Origin of the sequence: Sphingomonas crusticola, from assembly GCF_003391115.1 — a bacterium.
GTDB classification, from domain to species: domain Bacteria; phylum Pseudomonadota; class Alphaproteobacteria; order Sphingomonadales; family Sphingomonadaceae; genus Sphingomonas_I; species Sphingomonas_I crusticola.
The window spans coordinates 58,311-80,579 of the sequence record NZ_QTJP01000001.1; the positions used below are offsets into that span (position 1 = coordinate 58,311).

Genomic DNA, 22,269 nt, shown 5'->3' on the forward strand with positions numbered 1-22,269 from the left:
TGCTAGCAGAACATGATGGAGGTAAGGATCGCAAGCGACGTGATGGCGCAATTGCTCGCCGAGGCGGCGGCAACGCCGAGTGTGGAGATTTGCGGGCTGCTGTTCGGAACCGAAGATTGCATCCAGCGCGCCGAGCCTGCCGCCAATGTCGCTCCCGATCCGCACCGGAGTTTCGAGCTCGATCCGGCAGCATTGTTCTCCGCGTTGCGCGCCGCGCGCAGCGGGAGGCCGCTGCCGATCGGCTATTATCATTCGCATCCCAACGGCCGGCCGGAGCCGTCGGCGCGCGATTTGGCCGCTGCGGAGCCCGGGGCCTATTGGCTGATCCTCGGCGGCGGCGAAGCGCGCCTGTGGCTGGCCGAAATCGGCGCCTTCCGGGAAATGCAGTTGATCCTGGCCTAGCCAATCCTGGCCTTACGCGCACTCGACCGATCCGGGGCACGGCACGTCGGATAATCGAGCTTCGACGGATCGTCGGGCCGCTCGGACCGTTGATCCAGGACCGGGCAAACCGAACCTAGGAGTGGATTTCATGGATAATAATCAGAACGCCAATGCGGGCCAGGGCGGCCAGAGCGCCGACCGCAATCAGCAGCAGGACCGCGACACCCAGTTCGAACAACAGCGCAACAACCAGGGCGGCCAGCAAGGCGCCGGCCAGACGGGCGGCGAGGGCGGCCAGAATGCCGATCGCAACCAGCAGCAGGATCGCGACACGCAGTTCGAACAGCAGCGCAACAACCAGGGCGGCCAGCAAGGCGCCGGCCAGACCGGCGGCCAGGGCGGCCAGGGCGCTGACCGCAACCAGCAGCAGGATCGCGATACCCAGCTCGAGCAGCAGCGGAATAATCAGGCAGGCCAGCAGGGCGATGCCAATAGCGGTCGCAGCGGCCAGGGCAGTGACGGCAGCCAGTCGAATCAGGCTGATCAGTCGGGCAATACCGGCCGCCAGGAAGGCACCGACATCTGAAGCAGGGATGCAGCTGGGTTTCCCGCCCGGCTGCGCCTCCGCCTGCTGATCCGGCGATCCCGGATTTTGCTGGCGTAGCGCGGCATAGCCATTATGCCCTCGCGCAATGACCCACGGCATCACCGAGCGCCCCTCGCCGAATTTCGACGAGCGCAAGCTGCCGATCAGCATCATCGTGCTTCATTATACCGGCATGGTCGACGCGGCGTCCGCGATCCAGCGATTGACCGATCCCGCCGCCAAGGTTTCCAGCCATTATCTGATCACCGAAGACGGCCAAATCGTGCGCCTCGTCGCCGAGGATAAGCGCGCCTGGCATGCCGGCCAGGCGCATTGGCGCGGAATCGACGACGTCAATTCCGCCTCGATCGGGATCGAATTGGTCAATCCCGGTCACGAGAACGGCTATCGTCCTTTCTCCGAGCCGCAGATGGAGGCTTTGCTGCCGCTGATGGCGGAGATCGTCAGGCGGTATGGCATCACCCGCGGCAACATCGTCGGCCATTCCGATGTCGCGCCCGCGCGCAAGGACGATCCGGGCGAATTGTTCGACTGGGAGCGGCTCGCCAAGCTGCGTCTCGCATTGCCGCGCCCGCGCCGCCATCTCACCGATCCGCTATGGAGCGACGCGAGTTTCCTGCTCGCGCTCGAACGCTTCGGCTATGAGATCGTCGACCATCAAGCCGCGGTGCGCGCCTTCCAGCGCCGGTTCCGGCCCGAGACGGTGGACGGCATCATCGACGGCGAATGCCGCGCGATCCTGCTGTCGCTGCTCACCGGCGGCGACAAGGGCGCGGAGGCGCGGCAGGGCCGGGGCTGACTCCACTGCCGCGGGCTGCTAGGCCGTGCCGCGCCAGAGGGCCGGGCGGCCGCCGGTGCAGCAATGCACGGGAGGAAAGTCCGGGCTCCGCAGAGTGAAGGTGCCGGGTAACGCCCGGCGGGGCGCGGGGAGACCTTCGCCTTAGGGACAGTGCAACAGAAAGCAGACCGCGTGCGCTTCGGCCACGTCAGGGCGAAAGGGTGCGGTAAGAGCGCACCGCGCTGCCGGTAACGGTGGCGGCACGGCAAACCCCACCTGGAGCAAGACCGAGTAGGGACGGCATATGGGGTTACTCGCCCCCGTCGTCCGGGTTGGTTGCTTGAGGCGGCGCGCGAGCGTCGTCCTAGAGGAATGGTCGCCCATCCGGCTTCGGCCGGTGGACAGAACCCGGCTTACAGGCCCTCTGGCGTCTTTTTACCGTTCATGCGATCTGCAGCCTCGTTCGGAGGGAGACTTTGATGCTGGTGACTTGGCTCCTCGCGCAGGCGGCTGCAGCCGCGGCGCCCGCGACCCCGCCGCCGACGTTGCAGGCGCAGTTCGAGCAGGCCACGGTCGCACTCAATGCCGACAATTGGGCAGAAGCGCTCGCGGGATTCCAAGCGATCGAGGCGCGTCCCGGAATCAGCCCGCGCACGCGCGGGATTGCCATGCTCCGGGCCGGCTCGGCGCTCCATCACCTGCAAAGGGACGACCAGGCAAAACAGGCTTTCGCGGCCGGCCTGCAGCTCGTCGGACAAGCCGACGCAACGCTCAACAACGACCGGCTCGATGCTTATCTTGCCCTTGGAGGCATCGAAAAGGGTGCCTATGATTATGTCGCGGCGCGACACGACTTTGAGCAGGCTTTGTCGCTGGCGAACGACCCCACGGCCAAGATACAGGCGCTACTCGCGCTGATCACGGTCACGATGTTCGACGATAGCGCCGCCGCGCTTGGTTACGCCGATGCGATGATGAAGGTGGCGGAAACGACCAAGATCGCGCCGGAGGTGGACGCGACGCTCCGCGACATGCGCGGTCGCGTGCTGCTCAATCGCGGTGACTATAAGGGAGCGCTCGCCGAGCTTGAGGTTGCGCTGAAGGACCTTGGCGGGCTGACCACCAAGACCGATCTCAACGATGTCACGGTCCGCGCCGATCTTGCGCTCGCCAGCTTCCTCGCAGGCTATACCAATAAGGCCCGCGAATATTTTGCCATGACGGGGGAGGGGCGGCTGCCCGCCGGCCCGTTTGCGGTCGCGGCACGGACGGACTTGCCGGCGTGCGGCGGCAATCTGAAGCCGGAGGACAGGGCCGTTGTCGAATTCGGCATCGGTACCGATGGCGCCGTCAGTTATGCCAATCCGGTCTACGCGTCGCGGTCCGGCGCGGTGGCGCGCGAATTGGCCGAAGCCGTGTCCGGCTGGTCCTGGAAAGCCGGCGGGGCTGCGAAGATCCCGGCCTTCTATCGGCTGGCCACTCGTGTCGAGTTGCGTTGCTCAACGGCCGTCCAGCGGCCGGCCGACCTCAATTTGCTGTGGCCGCAGGTTGCAGCCTGGGTGGGCGATGCCTTTCCGCTCCATAACGATACGGCGCCGAACGCGGCCGAGGCCTCCATTTTGCGGACCAGCATCGCCACGCGCGAAGCTGGTGCTAAGGATCGGGCGCTGGTCGGCTCGCTGGCGATGCTGGCGTCGGCTCCGACTACGGATCGCGACGAGAGTCATGATCTGTACGCGCGCGCTGCCGCTGCCGCTTCGCAGTTGAAGGCACCCCCGGCGGTCATCGCCTATCTCGACCTATCCTCCAGTTCAACGGCCGACATGTCGGCCAAGGATGGGTGGAAGCGGTATTTAGCAGCTGTAAGAGCAATGTTGGCGCGGCCGGACATCGCAGCGGACGCGCAAACGGCGGCGGTGTTGCGGCTCATCCTTGGCTCCCCGATGCAGAGCCAGGGTTATGCGCCCGATGCCGAACCTGCCTTGCGTGACGTTATCGACGATAAACGGCTCGACGCACGCGATCCGCTGAGGGTGGGCGCGCTGGTCCGCTTATCCTCGTTCCAGGCGCAGCAGGGGCAGATCGACGCTGCGCGAGCGTCATTCCTCAAGTCCGGCCTCGACGCGCAGCAGTGCGCGCTCGTCGATGCGCAGCCGGCGATCGCGAAGGTCGGCGTGGGGAGCAACGACTATCCGGCCGAGATGCTGATGATGCGCGTTTCCGGATGGACGCAGATCGAGCTGGACGTCCTGCCCAACGGTCAGACGACCAATCGTCGCGCAGTAATCTCCTATCCGCCGCTGATGTTCGGCGATGCGACGGTCAAGGCGATGGCCAAGACGCGCTATACCCAGAGTTACCGTCCCGACGGTGCACTTGGCTGCGGCGGCGCGACGCAGCGTTTTCGCTACGTCGTGCCGCAGAGCTAGATGGTCTTTTACGCAGGGCCACCTATGTAGCCCGCATGGCACGTTCGACCCGATCAACCGACTGGGGTTTTCCCCGCTGGCGCGGCTATGGCAGCGAGCGCGGGGCGACCAAGGTGCGGATCTGCGACCGCCACAATTGCGATCAGCCGGGCGATTGCCCCGCGCCCAAATCGCCGAACAGCCCGGAGCGCTGGTATTTTTGCGCCGAGCATGCCGGCGAATATAATCGCGGCTGGAATTATTTCGAAGGCCTGGACGCCGAAGAAGCGGCCGCGCGCGAGGCGGGCGAGCGGCGCGACTCCTCCGGCTTTGCCGAGGCCTCGCATTATGGCTGGGGCGGGCCCGGCGACGGCAGCCGCTCGCGCGACGAGATGCGCGCGCTGGCCGTGCTGGAGCTGGAGAGCGATGCCGGTTTCGACGAGATCAAGCTGGCCTGGCGCAGGCTCGCCAAGGCCAATCATCCCGACGCGCGGCCTGACGACAAGGAAGCGGCCGAGCGGTTCCGGCTGATCCAGGCGGCCTGGGACGTGCTCCGCCAGGCCGAGGAAAGGCGCGCGGCGTGATCCTCGCCGCCCGCGCGCGCTGGCGGGCCGCGATCCTGGTCTGCGCCAAATGCGAGAAGAAGCTGGGCAAGAAGGGCTTCGGTCCCGACGGCAGCCAGCCCCTGTCCAAATTGCTCCACAAGCGCGCCGGCGGCGGCAAGGGCCGCAAGGCCGGCATCGGCGTGATCTCGACCAAGTGCCTCAAGATTTGCCCGAAAGGAGCCGTGACCATCGTCGATGGCGCGCGCCCGCGCGACTGGCTGATCGTCCAGGCCGGCACGCCGATCGAGCAGGTCGAGGCGCGGTTGGGACTGACCGAAGCGCTACTGGTCGCGGCGGAATAGCCGAGCGGATTCCGGACCCGATCGCGATTATGCGTAACGCGCCGCCGTCGCCCGGATCAGCGCGATCATGTTCGGAATGCCCTGCGTCCGATTCGAACTGAGCTGCCGCGTCAGTTCGAACGGGGCAAGCGCGGCTTCGATGTCGGTGGCGGCGATGTCCGCCGGCGCCCGGTCCTGCACCGTCAGCAGCACCAGCGCGATGATCCCCTTGGTGATCGCGGCATTGCTGTCGGCCAGGAAATGGAGCCGGCCGTCTGCGGCACGTGTCGGATAGACCCAAACCGACGCCGAGCAGCCGCGCACCAAGGTAGCGTCGGTCTTGAGCGCGTCCGGCATCGGTTCCAGCTCGCGGCCGAGATCGATCAGCAGGCGGTAGCGGTCGTCCGCGTCGAGAAAGCCATAGTCTGCAAGCAGGTCGTCGATCGTGGCGGGCATGGCGCGCGGCTAGCAGACACAATAAGGTGGCGGAAGGCTGGACGAGCGGGCGTGGCCTGCGCTAACGGCGCTGCCAGTGCGGGTGTGGTGAAACTGGTAGACGCGCGGGACTCAAAATCCCGTTCCGCAAGGAGTGTCGGTTCGAGCCCGACCACCCGCACCAAATTTCGGTCATGTGGCCTCCCGGAAGCGCCAGGCCGCCCATGCCGGCCAGAGCGAGCAGAGGGAGGAAAAGACGCGCTGGGTCAGTCCGTGCGTCGGCTGGGCATCGAAGCCCATCAGATTGAGCCACAGGTAGAACAACCCGCCGAAGCTGCACAGGACAGTCACGACGAACAGCGAGCGGTCGGCGCGAAGGCGCTGCATCTCCAGCAACGAAAAGGCCGGCGCCAGAATGCTCGCGAGCCCGAGCGCGTACAGGCCATGCATGGGGCTGCCCATCACCCAAATACCGTTCGAAATCATCGACACGCCGAACGCCATCCACGCCAGAGCGCCAAACGCGATTGCGCGGCCGCTTTCGCGCCACAGACCGATCCCGAAGGCGATGAAGGCAAGGCCGGATCCGATCGCAGCAATAGCGAGCAGCATTCGCGGCGCGCCGCCGAGCAGGCTCAGTTCGCTCGCATGCTGCCCGATCGGATCATAATTCGGAGCCAACAGCCCGCCGATCGTCACCCAAAGAAGGAACCACGGGAGGGGGATCAAACCGGCAGAAATGAACAGGCGTGTGCCCACGTCGCGTGACGACGCCTGGTTTCCGACGCGGTAGGCCATAACTCTGCTCCCCCATTGTTGACTACATACGTAATCATAAAGACTACAATTGTAGTCGTCAACGGAGGGTGCAGTGCTGGAATAAGAAGGGCGGCGGATTGCTCCGCCGCCCGTTTGATGTGATCCGGTCAGCTGCGCCTTAATCGCAATACTGGATCCGGACATAACGCCGGGCATAGCCGTCCCAGCGCCAATCGGTCCGGCACACCGGGCCGCGGTCATAATAGCCATAGCCGCCATCATAATAAGCCGGCCCGGGGCCATAATAAGCCGGGGCATAGCCGTAGCCGCCATAATAGCCGCGATGGCTGTCGGCGATCGCTGCGCCCGCGGCCAGGCCGAGGATGCCGGCGCCCAGCACCGCCGCGGTGCGGCCGCCGCCATGATAATGACCATAATAGCCGTGGCCGTAATAACCGCGCCCGCCATGATAGCGCGCTTCGGCAGGAGCCGCGGCGCCGAGCGTCACGCCCGTCAATGCCAGGGCTGCGACCGATGCAGTCAGAAGCTTACGCATAAACTCGTCTCCATCCTGTTCCTTGAGGTCGCCCTCAAATTGCCAGCCCTAGTGCCATGATTCGGCTTAACCGGCCGGGAATCAAGTGTTTATCCAACGTTCACGCAGGCCGATGGCTGCGCGGTTCGTCGCAAATGCCTGCCCGGTTGGCAGCATGCATTCCGATCCTGTAGAGGCGGGCGCCTGATGCCGCGCACGCTGCTGAGACGAGCCCCGTTCTTCGAGGACAAGAACCGCGCCTTCTGGATCCTCCAGTCCGCAGGGTGGGCGGGCTATTTCGTGCTGCGTACGCTTGGCGGAATCGCCAATGCGATGGGCTGGCTGTTCATCGTGCCGACCGCGCTCACCACCGCCACCGGCTACTCACTCACCCTGCTGATGTCGGCGGCGTACCGACGACTGTTCAACATGCGTCCGATTGCGACCTGGGGTGGGTCTATCCTGATCCTGATGTTCTCGGCGGCCTTGTTCTCGTCGATTGAGACCTGGGCGCATGCGACGTTCTACAGCACCGGGCCAATGCCGGAGGGGATCCAGTTCTTCTCCGCGATTCTGCTGGATTTCTCGCTGCTCGCGGCCTGGTCGGCGCTTTATTACGGCATCAATTTCTACATCGTGGTGGAAGAGCAGCGGGATCAGCTGCTGCGGCTGGGGAGCCAGGCGTCGTCCGCCCAGCTGGCGATGCTGCGTTACCAGCTCAATCCGCACTTCCTGTTCAACACGCTCAATTCGATCTCGACGCTGGTGCTGCTCAAGCAGACCGAGCGCGCCAATGCGATGCTGTCGCGGCTGGCTTCCTTCCTGCGTTACACCTTGGTCAGCGAACCGGAGGGCGAGGTGCCGCTGTCGCAGGAGGTCGAGACGCTCAAGCTCTACCTCGATATCGAGAAGATGCGGTTCGAGGAGAGGCTGCGCACCAGCTTCGACATCGACCCCGCCGCCGCCCAGGCCAATATCCCATCACTGCTGCTGCAGCCGTTGGTCGAAAATGCGATCAAATATGCCGTCACGCCGAAGGAAGAGGGTGCCGATATCGCCGTTGCCGCCCGCCGGCTGGGCAATCGCGTTCACATCACGGTCAGCGACAGCGGCCCAGGAAGCGGTCCGAGCGCGAGCGACGGCGGGGCGGCGACAACCGTTTCGACCGGCGTCGGGCTGGTCAACACGAGGGATCGCCTGATGCAGGCTTATGGTAGCGAACATCGCTTCGAGACCGAGGCTAGGCCCGACGGCTTCACCGTGACGATCGAAATACCCTACCAGTCGAACACGTCGAGGATCTGAACTCCATGACCATCCGTACTATCCTGGTCGATGACGAGCCGCTCGCCATTCAGGGCCTGCAGCTGAGACTCGCGCCGCATGAGGATGTCGAGATCATCGAAACCTGCAACAACGGGCGCGAGGCGATCCGCGCGATCAAGACACACAAGCCGGACCTGGTCTTCCTCGATATCCAGATGCCGGGCTTCGACGGTTTCTCGGTGGTGCAGGGGCTGATGGAGGTCGAGCCGCCCTTGTTCGTGTTCGTCACCGCCTATGTCGATCATGCACTGCGCGGGTTCGAGGCGGGCGCCGTCGACTATCTGATGAAGCCGGTAGAAACCGATCGGCTGGCCGACACGCTGGAGCGCGTGCGCCAGCGCCTGGCTGAAAAGCGCGCCGCAGGCGAGGTGGCCCAGCTCAAGGAAGTGATCGCGGAACATGCCCCGGAGGCCGCCGAGGTGATTCCGGAAAGCGCCGATGCCCATGCGTCGAACCGCTATGAGAAGCTGATCAACATCAAGGATCGCGGCCAGATTTTCCGCGTCGATGTGGATTCGATCGAGCGGATCGATGCCGCCGGCGATTATATGTGCATCTACACCGGCGATAACACTTTGATCCTTCGCGAGACGATGAAGGATCTGGAAAAACGGCTCGATCCGCGCCGTTTCCAGCGTATTCACCGCTCCACCATCGTCAATCTCGACCTGGTCAAGCAGGTCAAGCCGCACACCAACGGCGAATGCTTCCTGGTGCTCGGTTCCGGCGCGCAGGTGAAGGTTTCGCGCTCCTATCGCGACGTGGTTGCCCGCTTCGTCCACTGATCAGAGCGGAACGGAAGCGCGCACGAAGACTTGAGCAGGGCAGGGTGGCGCGGGGCCGTCCGCCAAGGTGGACGTGTCGTTGCAGCTTTCTTCCGGACTTTTGACTGACCAACCCTCTTGGGACGAAGCGGAGCGGCTGGACGCCCTGATCCAGGCGGGCGTCCTCGACACACCGCCCGAACAGGCGTTCGAGGATATCGTGCTGCTGGTGAAGGCGATCTGCCAGACGCCGGTGGCGTTGGTCAGCCTGGTCGACGCCGATCGCCAATGGTTCAAGGCCAAGACCGGCACGACCGTGCCGCAGACGCCGATCGAGACTTCGGTCTGTGCGCTCGCAATACGCGGCGAGGGTCTTTTCGAGATACGTGATCTGTCCGCGGACCCCCGTACGGCGGATATGGCGCTGGTGCGCGACGATCCCAGAATCCGCTTCTATGCCGGCGTGCCCCTGGTGACAGCCAAGGGCCTGCCGCTCGGCAGCCTCTGCGCGATCGATGTCGAACCGCGTCCCGAGGGGCTGAACGAAACCCAGCGCATCGCGCTCGAAGCGCTCGCGCGCCAGACGATCGCCCAGATCGAAATCAATGCCCTGTTTCGCCAGCGTGAGGTTTCATTGTCCGCCTCGCAGGGCATCGGCACGTGGGATTGGGATTTGCGGCGAAACCGGGTGGTCGCCGATGAACGGTTCGCGCATATTTACGGTGTCGATCCCGCACAGGCCGCGGCGGGCGCGCCGCTCGAAAGCTTTTTCAAGCGTGTTCACCCGGACGATCTGCCCCGACTGCAGCAGGAGATCGCGCACACGGTCCAGACCGGCCAGCCGTTCAGTTCGGAATATCGGTTGATACGCGAGGACGGTTCGCCGCAATGGCTGGTCGCGCAGGGACGGCCGATGCTGGATATCGACGGTACTGCCATTCGCTTCCCCGGCGTGAGTTTCGACATCACCGAGCGGAAAAGCGCGGAGGCGCGCGCCAACGCCCTGCTCGAACTGAGCGACCGGATCCGCGACGTCGCGAATCCGGCCGAAATCGCGTTCATCGCATCGGAGATCCTGGGCAAGACATTAGGCGTGAGCCGCGCAGGCTACGGCACCATCGATCCTGCGGCCGAGACGATCGAGATCGAACGCGATTGGAATGCACCGGGGGTGACGAGCCTCGCCGGCATTCTGAACTTCCGCGATTATGGCTCCTACATCGAGGAACTGAAGCGCGGCGAGACGGTGGTGATCCCGGATGCGCGGCTCGATCCTCGCACCCATTCAAATGCGGGCGCGCTGGAAGCGATCACGGCGCGCGCCTTCGTCAATATGCCTTTGACCGAGCAGGGCGGCTTCGTCGCTCTGGTTTATCTCAACAATGCCCATGCCCGGCCGTGGAGCAGCGAGGAACTCGGCTTCCTGCGGGAGGTGGCCGAGCGGGTGCGCAGCGCCACCGAGCGGCGCCGTGTCGAGCAGGAACTGGCCGATCTCAACGCTTCGCTCGAGGCAGAGGTCGAGCGGCGCACAGCCGACCTCATGACAATGGAGGAGCAGCTCCGCCAGAGCCAGAAAATGGAGGCGGTCGGCCAGCTTACTGGCGGCCTCGCCCATGATTTCAACAACATGCTGACCGGCATTTCCGGCGCGCTTGAAATGATGCAAATCCGCATCCAGCAGGGCCGCACCGGCGAGCTGGAACGCTATGCCACCGCCGCGCGGGGCGCCGCCAGCCGTGCCGCCGCTTTGACCCATCGCCTGCTGGCTTTCTCACGCCGCCAGACGCTCGACCCGCGACCGACCGACGTCAACCGCCTGGTTGCGGGTATGGAAGATATCGTGCGCCGCACCGTCGGCCCCGCAATCACCGTCGAATTCGTACAGGCAGCGGGTCTGTGGAGCACGCTGGTCGATCAGAACCAGCTTGAAAATGCGTTGCTCAACCTCGCCATCAACGCCCGCGATGCGATGCCGGACGGCGGTCGCCTCACGATCGAGACGGCCAACAAATGGCTCGATCCGCGCGCCGCGCGCGAGCGGGATTTGCCCGAGGGGCAATATCTGTCGCTGTGCGTCACCGATACCGGCACTGGCATGACGCCGGACGTGCAGGCGCGGGCCTTCGATCCCTTCTTCACGACCAAGCCGCTCGGGGAGGGCACCGGGCTTGGCCTGTCAATGATCTACGGTTTCGTGCGTCAGTCGGGCGGACAGGTGCGCGTCTATAGTGAGCTGGGAGAGGGTACGACCATGTGCCTCTACCTGCCGCGCTATTACGGCGAAGCGGATCGCAACGAGGATTCCGCCGGCACGTCCGAAATGCCGCAGACGGAGGGCAACAAGACCGTGCTGGTGGTGGATGACGAGCCCACCATTCGCATGCTGGTGTGCGAAGTGCTGGAAGAAATGGGCTGTTCGACGATCGAAGCGGCCGACGGGCCAGCAGCGCTGGAATTGCTTCAGTCCGACGCCAGGATCGACCTGCTCGTAACGGATATCGGCCTGCCGGGCCCGATGAACGGCCGCCAGGTGGCGGACGCGGCGCGCGCCTTGCGCCCTGAACTCGGTGTGCTGATCATCACCGGCTATGCCGAAAACGCGGTGGTCGGCAACGGCCCGCTCGAGCCGGGCATGGAGTTGGTGACCAAGCCGTTCGCGATGGAGACGTTCGGTAACCGCGTCCGCGACATGCTCGCGCGCTAAAAACTACCTGTTTGTCGCTAAAATTCCCGGTTCTCGGGGAAGGATCAGCCGAAGCGGCCCGTCACATAATCGCGCGTGCGGCGCGAGCGCGGATTGGAAAAGATGTCCGCGGTCGGCCCGAATTCGATCATCCGCCCGAGAAACATGAAGCCGGTATGGTCGGAGATGCGGCTCGCCTGCTGGAGATTGTGCGTCACGATCACGATCGTGACGTCCTTCTTGAGCTCGACCAAGGTCTGCTCCAGCTTGGCGGTGGAGACGGGATCGAGCGCCGACGCAGGCTCGTCGAGCAGCAATATCTCCGGCTGAACCGCGATGCCGCGCGCGACGCACAACCGCTGCTGCTGTCCACCCGACAGGCCGAGGCCGGAGGTGTTGAGCTTGTCCTTGACCTCGTCCCACAGCGCCGCACGTGTCAGCGAATGCTGGACGATCTCGTCCATCTCGGCCTTGCTCTTCTTGTGGTAGAGCCGCACGCCGAACGCGACATTGTCGTAGATCGACATCGGGAAGGGCGTCGGCTTCTGGAAGACCATGCCAACGCGCGCGCGCAGCGCGGCCGGGTCGCCGCCCTTGAGCACGTCTTCGCCATCGAGCAATATCTCGCCCTCGGCGCGCTGGCCGGGATAGAGCGCGTAGATACGGTTGAGCGCGCGCAGCAGCGTCGATTTGCCGCAGCCCGACGGCCCGATCAAAGCGGTGATCTTGTTGCGCTCGATCGGTAGCTCGACATTGTAGAGTGCGGGATTGGCGCCGTAGAAGAATCCAAGATCCTTGGCTTCCAGCACCAGCTCCCCAGTCGGCCGGGTCATGAACTGCTCGTCGCCGGCAGAGCTGCCCGACGGGGTCATCACGGCGGTATCGGTCATTTGCGGTGCGTCTCCCGGGCGAGCACGCGCCCGACGATGTTGATGAACAATACGGCAACGGCGATCAGCAGCGCACCGACCCAGGCAAGCCGCTGCCAGTCGTCATAGGCGCTGAGCGCGAACTGGAAGATCGTCGTCGGCAGGCTCGCCATCGGCTGCGACGGATCGGCATTGTAGAATTGGCTGCCGAGCGAGGTGAACAGCAACGGCGCCGTTTCCCCGGAGATGCGGGCGAAGCCGAGCAGGCCGGCGGTGAGCAGGCCGGTCCGCGCCGCCTTCCAGATGATCTTGCGGATCACGAAGGCACGGCTCGCACCCAGCGCCATGCCCGCCTCGCGCAGTGCGCCGGGCTGAAGCGACAATATGTCCTCGGTCGTCCGCACGACGATCGGCGTGGCGAGAAAGGCCAGAGCCACGCCGCCGGCATAGCCCGAAAAGCCATGGAAGGGGGCGACCAGCATCTCGTAAACGAACAGGCCGATCAGGATCGAGGGCGCCGAGATCAACACGTCGTTAAGGAAACGCACCACCTGGCCATATTTGGTGCCCGCGCCATATTCGGCGAGCCAGGTGCCGGCGAGGATGCCGATCACCAAAGCGATCGCCATGCCGATCGAGCACATGATGAGTGAGCCGACGATCGCGTTGCGCAAGCCGCCGGGCGAGCCGGGGGCGGGCTGGTCGCGCGTGAAGATCATCGTATCGACACCGCCCAGACCTTTGCTGAGCAGCGTCCACAGGATCATCACCAGCGCACTCAGCGCGATGACGGTGGCAATACCGCACAGGACGACGAAGATTCCGTTCTGCGCGCGGCGGCGGGCGGCGCGGGTCATCATCAGACTTTCGCCTCACGCAAGAGGAGCCGGGCGAAGGCGAGCACGACGAAGGTGATCACGAACAGCAGGAAGCCAAGCGCGATCAAGGCCGACGTATGCATGTCGCTGGTGGCCTCGGCGAATTCGTTGGCGACGGTAGACGCGATGGTCGAGCCGCTGTCGAACAGCGAATGCGGGAAGCCGTGCGCGTTGCCGATGATGAAGGTCACCGCCATCGTCTCGCCGAGCGCGCGGCCGAGGCCGAGCATCACCACCCCGATCATGCCGCGGCGGACATAGGGGATGACGACCGCCCTGATCACCTCGAACGGGGTGCAGCCGAGGCCGTAGGCGGCCTCCCGCACCTGCGGCGGCACGGTCAGGAACAGCTCCCGGAACACCGCTGCCATATAAGGCAGGATCATGATCGCCAGGATCAGCGACGCGGTGAAGATATTGGCGCCGTTGGGCGTGCCGCCGAGCAACTTGCCGAGGAACGTGTCGGGATCGACATGCATCGCGATCGGCATCTGCACGTGCGCGGCGAACCACGGCGCGAGCACGAACAGGCCCCACATGCCGTAGACGATCGAGGGTATGCCGGCGAGCAGCTCGACCGCGATGGCGATCGAACCGGAAATTCGCGCCGGGCAGAATTCGACGAGAAAGACCGCGACGCCCAGCGCCAAGGGCAGCGCGATCAGCAGCGACAGGAACGCCGTGATCAGCGTGCCCGCGATCGGGCCGGCGGCGCCGTAGACTTCCGTCACCGGATTCCAGGTGGTCGAGGTCAGGAAGCCGAAGCCGAATTCCCGGAAGGCGGGCAAGCCACCGATAAACAGGCTGATGATGACACCCGCCAACGCCGCCAACAGGAAAGTGGCGGCGGCGGCGCAAGCGAAGCGGAAGACGATCTCCCCCGTGGCGTGGCCCGGAGGCGCACCCTGGGGGCTGGCGGTGTCGGTGCGGGCCATGCTGGACTCGTAAAGAGGGCGCCGAAGCGTGGGAAGTGCTTCGGCGCCCATGGACGTCTTACTTGGCGACGTAGACCGGCTTGCCGCCGGCGGTAACCGAGCGCGCCCACTGCTTCTTGAGCAGGCCCTTCACGTTGGCCGGCAGCGGCACATAATCGAGGCTGGCGGCAAGGCCGTCGCCCTTATTGTAGCCCCATTCGAAAAATTTCAGCACCTGGGCGCCGTCGGCGGGATTGGGCTGGTTGCGGTAGACGAGGATGAAGGTCGCACCGGTGATCGGCCAGGCGGCCGGGCTCGGCTGGTCGAGCAGCAGGATGTAATTGCCGGGCGAGCGCAGCCACGGCGCGCTCGCGGCCGCCGCGGCGAAGGCGGGGGCGGCAGGCGCGACGAACTTGCCGGCCTTGTTCTGCATGAGCGCATAGGTCGAGCGGTTCTGCTTGGCATAAGCATATTCGACATAGCCGATCGCGCCGGTGGTCTGCTTCACGAACGCGGCGACGCCGTCATTGCCCTTGCCGCCAAGCCCGGTCGGCCACTGGACCGAGTCGCTCGCGCCGACCTGCGAAGCCCAGGCCGGGTTCTTCATTGCCAGGTAAGAGGTGAACAGGAAGCTGGTGCCCGAGCCGTCCGACCGGTGGACGACCGTGATCGGCAGGTTCGGCAGCGGCACGCCACGGTTGAGGGCGGCGATCTGCGGCGCATTCCAGCGCGTGACCTTGCCGAGGAAGATGTCGCCGAGCAGGGCGCCCGACAGCTTGATCTGACCGGGACGGATGCCGGGGAGGTTCATGACCGGCACGACGCCGCCGACGACCGTCGGGAACTGATAGAGGCCCGCAGCTGCGAGCTCATCCGGCTTCAGCGGCTTGTCCGACGCGCCGAAATCGACCGTCTTGGCCTTGATCTGCTTGATGCCGCCGCCCGAGCCGATCGCCTGATAATTGAGGCCGATACCGGTCTGCGCCTTATAGGCTTCGGCCCACTTGGCATAAACGGGCGCGGGGAAAGTCGCTCCGGCGCCCGAAATGTCGGCGGCAGCCGCAGTGGACGCGATGGCGAGCCCGCCAATCGCCGCGACGAACGTCTTGAACATGTGGTTACCCCTGGAAAGAAGTGCGGCAATCAGCCGCTGTCACCGCCTTTATGGAGGTTCCGTGACTCTTGTGTGACAGTCTTCCCCGGCGGACGGGGCTCAGTCGGGCAGTACTCGCACCGCCCCCCGTGAGGCGTTCCCCGCGAACAGGGCATAAGCCTGCAGCGCTTTCGAAACGGTCCGCTTGCGCCCAAACGGCTTCCACGCCTTGGGCCCGCGATCTTCCATCGCGGCATGGCGCTTGGCCAAGGTGGCGTCGTCGACCATCAGGTTGATCGTACGGTTGGGGATGTCGATCTCGATCAGGTCGCCATGCTCGACCAAAGCGATCAGTCCGCCCTCGGCCGCTTCGGGCGATACGTGCCCGATCGAGAGGCCGGATGTGCCGCCGGAGAAGCGGCCGTCGGTCAGCAGGGCACAGGCTTTGCCCATGCCCTTCGACTTCAGATAGGAGGTCGGGTAGAGCATTTCCTGCATGCCGGGGCCGCCCTTGGGACCTTCATAACGGATGACGACGACGTCGCCCTCCTTGATCTGGTTGCCGAGGATGCCGACCACGGCGGCATCCTGGCTCTCATAGACCATCGCGCGTCCGGTGAAGGTGAGGATGCTCTCGTCCACGCCGGCGGTCTTCACGATGCAGCCCTCAGGTGCGAGATTGCCGAACAGCACGGCCAGACCGCCATCCTGGCTGAAGGCGTTGTTGGCCGAGCGGATCACGCCGCTTTCGCGATCGAGGTCAAGCTCGTCCCACCGGCGCGACTGGGAGAATGCGGTCTGGGTGGGCACGCCACCCGGGGCGGCGCGGTAGAAGGTCCGCACGGATTCGCTGTTGGTGCGCGCGACGTCCCAGCGGCCCAGCGCCTCGCCAAGGCTCGAGCTGTGGACGGTCGGCTGTTCGACATCGAGCAGGTTGGCGCGATCGAGCTCGCCGAGGATCGCCATGATCCCGCCCGCGCGGTGGACGTCTTCCATATGCACGTCGGACTTGGCCGGCGCGACCTTGCACAGGCAGGGTACGCGCCGCGACAGGCGATCGATATCGGCCATGGTGAAATCGACCCCTGCCTCATGCGCGGCGGCAAGCAGGTGGAGCACGGTGTTGGTCGATCCGCCCATCGCGATATCGAGGCTCATCGCATTCTCGAACGCTTCGAACGTCGCGATATTGCGGGGCAGGGCGGTGGCGTCGTCCTGCTCGTACCAGCGCTTGGCGAGATCGACGATGGTGTGACCGGCCTCGCGGAACAGCCGTTCGCGATCGGCATGAGTCGCCAGCACCGATCCGTTGCCGGGCAGCGACAGGCCGAGCGCCTCGGTCAGGCAGTTCATCGAATTGGCGGTGAACATGCCGGAGCAGCTGCCGCAGGTCGGGCAGGCGGCCTTCTCAATCGCGTCGACTTCCTCGTCCGAATAGGCTTCGTCGCCGGCCGCGACCATCGCGTCGACCAGGTCGAGCGCAACCTCCTTGCCACGAAGCACGACCTTGCCCGCTTCCATCGGCCCGCCCGAGACGAACACGGCGGGAACATTGATGCGCAACGCCGCCATCAGCATGCCGGGCGTGATCTTGTCGCAATTGGAGATGCACACCATCGCATCGGCGCAATGGGCGTTGACCATATATTCGACGCTGTCGGCGATCAGCTCGCGGCTCGGCAGCGAATAGAGCATCCCGTCATGCCCCATCGCGATGCCGTCATCGACCGCGATCGTGTTGAACTCCTTGGCGACGCCGCCCGCCGCCTCGATCTCGCGCGCGACCAATTGCCCGAGATCCTTGAGGTGGACATGGCCGGGCACGAATTGGGTGAAGCTGTTGACGACCGCGATGATCGGCTTGCCGAAGTCGCTATCCTTCATGCCGGTCGCGCGCCACAAACCGCGCGCGCCTGCCATGTTGCGGCCATGGGTGGTGGTACGGGAACGGTAAGCGGGCATGACGAAGACCTATAAGGGGAAGCGACCGCAGCGGCAATGTAAGGGCGCGCGTTGCGCCAAGCGCGGCGCTAGGGCCAGCCCATGATTCTTGGCCGGCGCACATGAAAGCTATTCTCGATGCGCGGCGGGTCGACGAACTCGAATGCGTCGCGTCCGTCCTGCTGGCGATCCTGTTCGCGCATTGGATCGGCGCGTCCAACGTCTCCTGGGCGGCTTTCTCCGGCTATATGGTGATGCGCGGCCATGTTGCCGAAAGCTTCATCCGCGGGCTGCTGCGGATTGTCGGAACCGCCGCCGGCGCTCTCCTGGGCCTGGCGATAACGCCGCTCGTGGCGGGCGACGTCCTGCTCACTTCGCTCGGGTTGGCCGCGATCGGCGGGACGATGCTCTACGCCGCGCTGACTGCAAAGCGGGCTTATGCGTGGCTGTTCGTGGGACTGACGTTCGTCATGATCCTGCTCGACAAGGTCCAGCATCCGGATATCGCCATCATCGAGTTCGCCCGCACACGTATGCTGGAGGTGATCGCCGGCACCGTCGCCTGTGTCGTGATCAGTACGGCTTCGACCCTCACGTTGCGGCGTATCTGGCCGGCGGAGCGGAGCGCGTCGCCGGCGCGCGTCGGCTGGCACCCCCACGCCGCGCGCCACGCCGCGCAAGCGGCCCTCGCCCTGCTGATCCTGCCTGCGCTGGGAGCATGGCTTCACCTGCCCGCGCTCTCCCAGAGTGCGGTCGCGATCATGGCGGTCATGCTGGTGCCAGTCACGAGCCTTGGCGTCAGCGGCTTCGTTCCCGTCAGCCGCCGCCTGCTCAACCGCGTGGTCGGCTGCCTCGCCGGCGCGGCGCTGGCCGCGTGCTTCCTATTCATCGCCCGCGGGTCCGCGCCTATTCTGATCCTGGGCACAATAATCGGCGTTGCGGCCGGACGGCATCTCGAGAACGGCAAGGGAGCCCTGGCCTATGCCGGTACGCAATTCGTACTGGCGATATTGGTGACTTTGGTACCCGACAGCTATGCCGACGCGCATATCGGCCCGGCCGCGGACCGCCTGCTCGGTACGTTGATCGGCATGGCGCTGCTGGAGCCGGTATTGCTCCTCTGGCATCTCATCGCCCGCGACGAAGCCCGCAACGCAAGTGCGGCTGACGCGGAGGCGGGCGGCGTTTAGAAGCGCGTAATGGTTCACTTTTCGTTCCAGGATCGCTACGATGCGGCAATGGCCGATCGCGTGCTCTTTCCCTTTCTCATGACGGTGTGCTGATGGCGAAGCGGGCCGGTAGCGCAGACCTTCCGCTGCATGGCGGGCGCGTTCCGCCGTGGCTGGGCGAGAGGATGACCAAGCTCGGCGCGGTGATCACGCAAGCGATCGTCCACGAATATGGCCGCGACGAATTCCTCCGCAGGCTGGCCCATCCATTCTGGTTTCAATCCTTCGGAGCGGTGATGGGGATGGACTGGCATTCGTCCGGGATCACCACCAGCGTGTTGGGTGCACTCAAGCGCGGGCTTGCGCCGCTGTCGGGGGAATTGGGCATCCACGTCTGCGGCGGCCGCGGCCGTCATTCGCGCCGCACGCCCGACGAGCTGGCAATGGTTGGCGAGAAGGTCGGCGTGGATGGCGCCGCGCTTGCCAAGGCCAGCCGCTTGGTTGCCAAAGTCGATAGCGCCGCCGTGCAGGACAATTTCGATCTCTACCTGCACGGCTTCATCGTCTGCGACGACGGCAAGTGGGTCGTCGTGCAGCAGGGGATGAACGGCGATCGGCGGCAGGCGCGCCGCTATCATTGGTTGTCGGAAGAGATGACCAGCTTCGTCGATGCGCCACATGCCGCCATTGACGGGCGCGGGCAGGGCGTGATCGTCAACCTCACCGATCGCCGCGCCGAGGCCTCGCGCCGTGCTCAACTCGACCTGCTCGGTACGATCGGCCCGGGCGGCGTCGCCCGCGAATGGGCCGAGCTGGCCCGGCAGGCTGCCCCCGCCCTGCCACCTGCGGCGCAAGCCATGCTGCCGCATCTGATCATGCCCGATCATCACGACGTACGCGGCGAGGACGTGATCGCGCGGCGGCTGCACGGCAATCTTGCGGCCGCAGCGGAGCGGGGACCGGAGGATTTTGCCGAATTGCTGCTGGTTCCCGGCGTTGGCGCCCGCACCGTGCGGGCGTTGGCGATGGTGGCGGAAGTGGTCCATGGCGCGCCGTGCCGGTTCAGCGATCCGGCGCGCTTCTCGCTCGCCCATGGCGGCAAGGACCGCCATCCCTTTCCGGTCCCGATCAAGGTTTACGACCGCACGATTGCGGTGATGAAGAGCGCGATCCACCGGGCCAAGCTGGGACAGACCGAAGAACTGGCCGCGATCCGGCGGCTGGATGCGCAGTCCCGCCAGCTGGAACGCGAAGCGCACGGCCCTTCGGTGGAAGCGCTGATCGCGCAGGAGCGTGCGGCCAGCCACACTTATGGTGGCCGCAGCGTGTTTGGAATCGAGCCGCCACCTGCCGGGCAGGTCGTACTCGATCAGGAAGTGGAGGCCCGACCGGGAATCGAACCCGGGTGCAAGGATTTGCAGTCCTCTGCGTAACCACTCCGCCATCGGGCCGGAAGGCGTGCGCAGATGGTGGCTTTTCGCGTCCGTGTCAAACAAGTCCCTGCATTGGGGTACCTGCCCATTATCGGACAGCTCGCAGTCGCTTGTGCCCGTTTTCGGACACCGGAAGTCGGTAGACGCCGTTCCTGAGCCGTGAAGCACTGGCATGGATCATGCTCCTCTTGGCCTCGACAATTGCGTTCGATAAGGCGTTGTCATGCGGAGCGGTGTCTTGTATGAATAAGACACCTGAAGAGGGCAACGATAAAGTGACCGAGCATAATTTCGAGCAGATGCGTCGTGCGATGGTGGCGAGCCAATTGCGTACTACGGCGGTCAACGATCCACGCGTCGTGGCGGCGATGGGGGCGGTCGCACGCGAGCGGTTCCTGCCGGCCTCGCAAGCTGCACTCGCTTATCTGGATGCGGCGCTGCCGATTTCGCCGGGTCGGGCAATGCCGGCGCCGATGGTGCTGGGCCGGCTGCTCACGGAGGCCCGCGTGAAATCATCCGATCATGCGCTCGTTATCGGCGCGGGCGGGGGTTATGCCGCCGCCGTGCTTGCGGAGCTGGCCGGTACTGTCGTCGCCCTCGAAGAAGATGTTGCATTGGTCGGCGATGCGCCGCTGCCGGCGCGTGTCAGCCGTGTAACTGGCCCCCTCACCGAAGGCTGGTCCGAGGGCGCGCCCTACGATTTGATCCTGTTCGATGGTGCCATCGAGCGAGTGCCTCCAACAATCATCGCGCAAATGGCCGATGGCGGCCGGCTGGCCGCACCGATTGTGGAGAATGGCGTCAGCCGGCTGGCGATCGGCCGCAAGGCGGGCGACGGGTTCGGCATGATCACGTTCGCCGATGCGGAGGCGCCTGCCTTGCCTGGTTTCGCGGTGGAAAAGGGGTTCACATTCTGATGCGTACGGGGGGGAAGATCGTGGCGGCCTTGCTGGCGGGGGTCGCGCTGGGCGCGCCCGCGCTGGCGACCACGCTGCAGGAAGCGTTCATCCAGACCTATAATTCCAGTCCCGCTCTGAATGCCGCGCGCGCCCAGTTGCGCGCGACTGATGAAGGCGTGCCGATCGCCAAAGCGGAATCCCGGCTTCAGGCATCGAGCACGCTTGGGCTTAGCCAGAACACCAATGGCATTGCCCGCCTCAACAATGGCGGCCGAACGCTGACCGCGCAGCTCAACCTGTCCTATCCGCTGTTTCAGGGTGGGCGCGTCAAGAACGCGATCAACGCTGCGGAATCACGCGTCGCCGGGGGGCGAGCCGATCTGCGCACGACCGAGGGCAATATTTTCACGCAGGTGGTCGCGGCCTACATGGACGTGATCCGCGATGCGTCCATCGTCGATCTTAACAAAAAGAATGTCGACGTCCTCAACACCAACCTCAAGGCGAGCCGCGATCGCTTCCAGGTGGGCGACCTCACCCGGACCGACGTCGCCCAGTCGGAAGCGCGGCTCAGCCTCGCGCGCAGCCAGCTCGTCACTGCGCAGGGCAATCTGACCGGCAGCCGCGAGAATTTCCGGCGCGTGATCGGCATCTGGCCGGAGACTTTGGCGCCGCCGCCGGCGCTGCCGCCGCTGCCCGCCACGCCCGATCAGGCGGTCGAGACCGCGCTATCGAACAGCCCGGCCATCCAGGCCGCGGGCGCGATCACCCAGGCCGCCGGTTTCGACGTGCGTGCCGCCAGGGCACAGCGCTTGCCGACGCTGGCGGCCGTCGGCGGTACCAACTACAACAATTATCTGGGCACGATTAACCAGGTTTCGGGCGGCTTCGGCGGCGACAATTCGCAAGGCTCGAACTCGGCCGGCATCGCGCTTACGGTTCCGCTCTACCAGGGCGGCCTTGTCGGGGCGCGTGTCCGCCAGGCGCAGGCGGTCCAGAATCAGGCCGCCGAGCAGGGGATCGACGTCGAACGGCAGGTGATCGCCAATACTCGTGCCGCCTTCGCCAGCTACCGCGCAGCGGCGGAAGCCATCACCGCCAATCAGCAGGCGGTGTCAGCCAATGAGCTCGCGCTGGAAGGCGTGCGCGCCGAAAACCGGGTCGGCACACGTACCGTGCTGGAGGTTCTCAACGCGGAACAGGAATTGCTGAACGCGCAGGTCGACTTGGTCAGCGCGCAGCATGACCAATATGTCGCGGGTTTCGCCTTGCTCAACGCGATGGGGGAGGCCGAAGCGCGCGATCTGGGGCTCGACGGTGGGTCGCTATACGATCCGACGGCCAACTATAACCACGTTCGCCGCTGGATCGGCGACTGGAGCGATCAGCCGCAATATACACCGCGCGGCACGCGTACCTCCGGTCCGACCCCGGAGGCGCCGGACGTGGCCCCTTATGACCCCGACAAGACCGTGACACCGCGCTCGCAATAAGCGATACTCGTCGTG

Annotated in this window: 20 protein-coding genes, 2 tRNA genes, 1 other RNA gene and 1 pseudogene; 14 read left to right on the forward strand and 10 right to left on the reverse strand. The window is 65.2% G+C overall.

The window, feature by feature from the left end; translation table 11 throughout:
- The first annotated feature begins 15 nt into the window (after positions 1-15).
- A complete protein-coding gene (locus DX905_RS00275) occupies positions 16-402 on the forward strand; it encodes a M67 family metallopeptidase (RefSeq protein ID WP_116092214.1) in 387 nt (128 codons plus the stop codon).
- A gap of 115 nt (positions 403-517) precedes the next feature.
- On the opposite strand, the gene DX905_RS15875 is transcribed toward DX905_RS00275, so the two are convergent.
- A complete protein-coding gene (locus tag DX905_RS15875; RefSeq protein WP_162875392.1) occupies positions 518-1,090 on the reverse strand; it encodes a hypothetical protein in 573 nt (190 codons plus the stop codon).
- Here DX905_RS15875 and DX905_RS00285 point away from each other — a divergent pair.
- The 5 genes from DX905_RS00285 (at position 1,077) to DX905_RS00305 (ending at position 5,084) form a co-directional block, all read left to right on the forward strand.
- On the forward strand, positions 1,077-1,790 hold the full coding sequence (locus DX905_RS00285) for an N-acetylmuramoyl-L-alanine amidase (RefSeq protein ID WP_116089547.1): 714 nt from the start codon (positions 1,077-1,079) through the stop codon (positions 1,788-1,790). The two genes, DX905_RS15875 and DX905_RS00285, sit on opposite strands and share 14 nt — an antisense overlap.
- A 33-nt stretch (positions 1,791-1,823) precedes the next feature.
- Positions 1,824-2,201, forward strand: an RNA gene (gene rnpB / locus DX905_RS00290) — RNase P RNA component class A.
- A 47-nt stretch (positions 2,202-2,248) separates the two neighbouring features.
- Complete coding sequence (locus DX905_RS00295) at positions 2,249-4,198, forward strand: hypothetical protein (protein ID WP_116089548.1); 1,950 nt, start codon at positions 2,249-2,251, stop codon at positions 4,196-4,198.
- A gap of 35 nt (positions 4,199-4,233) precedes the next feature.
- Positions 4,234-4,761: a J domain-containing protein gene (locus DX905_RS00300; RefSeq protein ID WP_116089549.1), complete on the forward strand. Its 528-nt coding sequence runs from the start codon at positions 4,234-4,236 to the stop codon at positions 4,759-4,761.
- On the forward strand, positions 4,758-5,084 hold the full coding sequence (locus tag DX905_RS00305) for a hypothetical protein (RefSeq protein ID WP_116089550.1): 327 nt from the start codon (positions 4,758-4,760) through the stop codon (positions 5,082-5,084). Before DX905_RS00300 ends, DX905_RS00305 begins: the two co-directional genes overlap by 4 nt.
- A 27-nt stretch (positions 5,085-5,111) precedes the next feature.
- Here DX905_RS00305 and DX905_RS00310 read toward each other — a convergent pair whose 3' ends face one another.
- A complete protein-coding gene (locus DX905_RS00310) occupies positions 5,112-5,519 on the reverse strand; it encodes a SufE family protein (RefSeq protein ID WP_116089551.1) in 408 nt (135 codons plus the stop codon).
- A 78-nt stretch (positions 5,520-5,597) separates the two neighbouring features.
- Here DX905_RS00310 and DX905_RS00315 point away from each other — a divergent pair.
- Positions 5,598-5,682, forward strand: a tRNA-Leu gene (locus tag DX905_RS00315).
- Positions 5,683-5,690: 8 nt separating this feature from the next.
- On the opposite strand, the gene DX905_RS00320 is transcribed toward DX905_RS00315, so the two are convergent.
- Together DX905_RS00320 and DX905_RS00325 are read right to left on the reverse strand one after the other, a co-directional pair.
- The gene (locus DX905_RS00320; protein ID WP_116089552.1) at positions 5,691-6,296 is read right to left on the reverse strand and encodes a DUF998 domain-containing protein; all 606 of its coding nucleotides are present in this window, start codon (positions 6,294-6,296) and stop codon (positions 5,691-5,693) included.
- Between the two features lie 139 nt (positions 6,297-6,435).
- Positions 6,436-6,813 (reverse strand): hypothetical protein, encoded by a 378-nt coding sequence (locus DX905_RS00325; RefSeq protein WP_116089553.1) that lies wholly within the window; start codon positions 6,811-6,813, stop codon positions 6,436-6,438.
- Between the two features lie 186 nt (positions 6,814-6,999).
- Between DX905_RS00325 and DX905_RS00330 the strand changes: the two genes are divergently transcribed.
- The 3 genes from DX905_RS00330 (at position 7,000) to DX905_RS00340 (ending at position 11,586) form a co-directional block, all read left to right on the forward strand.
- A complete protein-coding gene (locus DX905_RS00330) occupies positions 7,000-8,097 on the forward strand; it encodes a sensor histidine kinase (protein ID WP_116089554.1) in 1,098 nt (365 codons plus the stop codon).
- A 5-nt stretch (positions 8,098-8,102) separates the two neighbouring features.
- Positions 8,103-8,903 carry a LytR/AlgR family response regulator transcription factor gene (locus DX905_RS00335; RefSeq protein ID WP_116089555.1) on the forward strand — a complete coding sequence of 267 codons (801 nt, stop codon included), beginning with the start codon at positions 8,103-8,105 and terminating at the stop codon, positions 8,901-8,903.
- A gap of 100 nt (positions 8,904-9,003) precedes the next feature.
- Positions 9,004-11,586 (forward strand): GAF domain-containing protein, encoded by a 2,583-nt coding sequence (locus DX905_RS00340; protein ID WP_240320661.1) that lies wholly within the window; start codon positions 9,004-9,006, stop codon positions 11,584-11,586.
- A gap of 44 nt (positions 11,587-11,630) precedes the next feature.
- Here DX905_RS00340 and pstB read toward each other — a convergent pair whose 3' ends face one another.
- The 5 genes from pstB to ilvD all read right to left on the reverse strand — a co-directional run bounded on the left by pstB (position 11,631) and on the right by ilvD (position 17,281).
- Positions 11,631-12,437, reverse strand: coding sequence for a phosphate ABC transporter ATP-binding protein PstB (gene pstB / locus DX905_RS00345; RefSeq protein ID WP_116092216.1), 807 nt, complete (start codon positions 12,435-12,437; stop codon positions 11,631-11,633).
- A gap of 14 nt (positions 12,438-12,451) precedes the next feature.
- Positions 12,452-13,294, reverse strand: coding sequence for a phosphate ABC transporter permease PstA (pstA, locus tag DX905_RS00350; RefSeq protein ID WP_240320662.1), 843 nt, complete (start codon positions 13,292-13,294; stop codon positions 12,452-12,454).
- Positions 13,294-14,247 carry a phosphate ABC transporter permease subunit PstC gene (gene pstC / locus DX905_RS00355; RefSeq protein WP_116089556.1) on the reverse strand — a complete coding sequence of 318 codons (954 nt, stop codon included), beginning with the start codon at positions 14,245-14,247 and terminating at the stop codon, positions 13,294-13,296. The genes pstA and pstC overlap by 1 nt, the downstream gene beginning before the upstream one ends.
- Before the next feature lie 58 nt (positions 14,248-14,305).
- Positions 14,306-15,340, reverse strand: a complete 1,035-nt coding sequence (gene pstS, locus DX905_RS00360; protein WP_116089557.1) for a phosphate ABC transporter substrate-binding protein PstS — start codon at positions 15,338-15,340, stop codon at positions 14,306-14,308.
- 99 nt (positions 15,341-15,439) lie between these two features.
- On the reverse strand, positions 15,440-17,281 hold the full coding sequence (gene ilvD, locus DX905_RS00365) for a dihydroxy-acid dehydratase (protein ID WP_116089558.1): 1,842 nt from the start codon (positions 17,279-17,281) through the stop codon (positions 15,440-15,442).
- 101 nt (positions 17,282-17,382) lie between these two features.
- Between ilvD and DX905_RS00370 the strand changes: the two genes are divergently transcribed.
- Both DX905_RS00370 and DX905_RS16440 read left to right on the forward strand, forming a co-directional pair.
- Positions 17,383-18,450 carry an FUSC family protein gene (locus DX905_RS00370; protein ID WP_116089559.1) on the forward strand — a complete coding sequence of 356 codons (1,068 nt, stop codon included), beginning with the start codon at positions 17,383-17,385 and terminating at the stop codon, positions 18,448-18,450.
- Between the two features lie 164 nt (positions 18,451-18,614).
- Positions 18,615-19,493, forward strand: a pseudogene (locus tag DX905_RS16440) (DUF763 domain-containing protein); the annotation flags it as partial.
- A 313-nt stretch (positions 19,494-19,806) separates the two neighbouring features.
- On the opposite strand, the gene DX905_RS00380 reads toward DX905_RS16440, so the two are convergent.
- A tRNA-Cys gene (locus DX905_RS00380) sits at positions 19,807-19,880 on the reverse strand.
- A gap of 224 nt (positions 19,881-20,104) precedes the next feature.
- On the opposite strand from DX905_RS00380, the gene DX905_RS00385 reads away from it, so the two are divergent.
- Positions 20,105-20,779, forward strand: a complete 675-nt coding sequence (locus tag DX905_RS00385) for a protein-L-isoaspartate O-methyltransferase family protein (RefSeq protein ID WP_116089560.1) — start codon at positions 20,105-20,107, stop codon at positions 20,777-20,779.
- Complete coding sequence (locus tag DX905_RS00390) at positions 20,779-22,254, forward strand: TolC family outer membrane protein (RefSeq protein WP_116089561.1); 1,476 nt, start codon at positions 20,779-20,781, stop codon at positions 22,252-22,254. The genes DX905_RS00385 and DX905_RS00390 overlap by 1 nt, the downstream gene beginning before the upstream one ends.
- Positions 22,255-22,269 lie beyond the last annotated feature (15 nt).

Coding starts and splice junctions, on each gene's coding strand:
- DX905_RS00275 (WP_116092214.1), top strand. CDS start 16: ATGGAGGTAAGGATCGCAAGCGACGTGATGGCGCAATTGCTCGCCGAG.
- DX905_RS00285 (WP_116089547.1), top strand. CDS start 1,077: ATGACCCACGGCATCACCGAGCGCCCCTCGCCGAATTTCGACGAGCGC.
- DX905_RS15875 (WP_162875392.1), bottom strand. CDS start 1,090: ATGCCGTGGGTCATTGCGCGAGGGCATAATGGCTATGCCGCGCTACGC.
- DX905_RS00295 (WP_116089548.1), top strand. CDS start 2,249: ATGCTGGTGACTTGGCTCCTCGCGCAGGCGGCTGCAGCCGCGGCGCCC.
- DX905_RS00300 (WP_116089549.1), top strand. CDS start 4,234: ATGGCACGTTCGACCCGATCAACCGACTGGGGTTTTCCCCGCTGGCGC.
- DX905_RS00310 (WP_116089551.1), bottom strand. CDS start 5,519: ATGCCCGCCACGATCGACGACCTGCTTGCAGACTATGGCTTTCTCGAC.
- DX905_RS00320 (WP_116089552.1), bottom strand. CDS start 6,296: ATGGCCTACCGCGTCGGAAACCAGGCGTCGTCACGCGACGTGGGCACA.
- DX905_RS00325 (WP_116089553.1), bottom strand. CDS start 6,813: ATGCGTAAGCTTCTGACTGCATCGGTCGCAGCCCTGGCATTGACGGGC.
- DX905_RS00330 (WP_116089554.1), top strand. CDS start 7,000: ATGCCGCGCACGCTGCTGAGACGAGCCCCGTTCTTCGAGGACAAGAAC.
- DX905_RS00335 (WP_116089555.1), top strand. CDS start 8,103: ATGACCATCCGTACTATCCTGGTCGATGACGAGCCGCTCGCCATTCAG.
- pstB (WP_116092216.1), bottom strand. CDS start 12,437: ATGACCCCGTCGGGCAGCTCTGCCGGCGACGAGCAGTTCATGACCCGG.
- pstA (WP_240320662.1), bottom strand. CDS start 13,294: ATGATGACCCGCGCCGCCCGCCGCCGCGCGCAGAACGGAATCTTCGTC.
- pstC (WP_116089556.1), bottom strand. CDS start 14,247: ATGGCCCGCACCGACACCGCCAGCCCCCAGGGTGCGCCTCCGGGCCAC.
- pstS (WP_116089557.1), bottom strand. CDS start 15,340: ATGTTCAAGACGTTCGTCGCGGCGATTGGCGGGCTCGCCATCGCGTCC.
- ilvD (WP_116089558.1), bottom strand. CDS start 17,281: ATGCCCGCTTACCGTTCCCGTACCACCACCCATGGCCGCAACATGGCA.
- DX905_RS00370 (WP_116089559.1), top strand. CDS start 17,383: ATGAAAGCTATTCTCGATGCGCGGCGGGTCGACGAACTCGAATGCGTC.
- DX905_RS00385 (WP_116089560.1), top strand. CDS start 20,105: ATGAATAAGACACCTGAAGAGGGCAACGATAAAGTGACCGAGCATAAT.
- DX905_RS00390 (WP_116089561.1), top strand. CDS start 20,779: ATGCGTACGGGGGGGAAGATCGTGGCGGCCTTGCTGGCGGGGGTCGCG.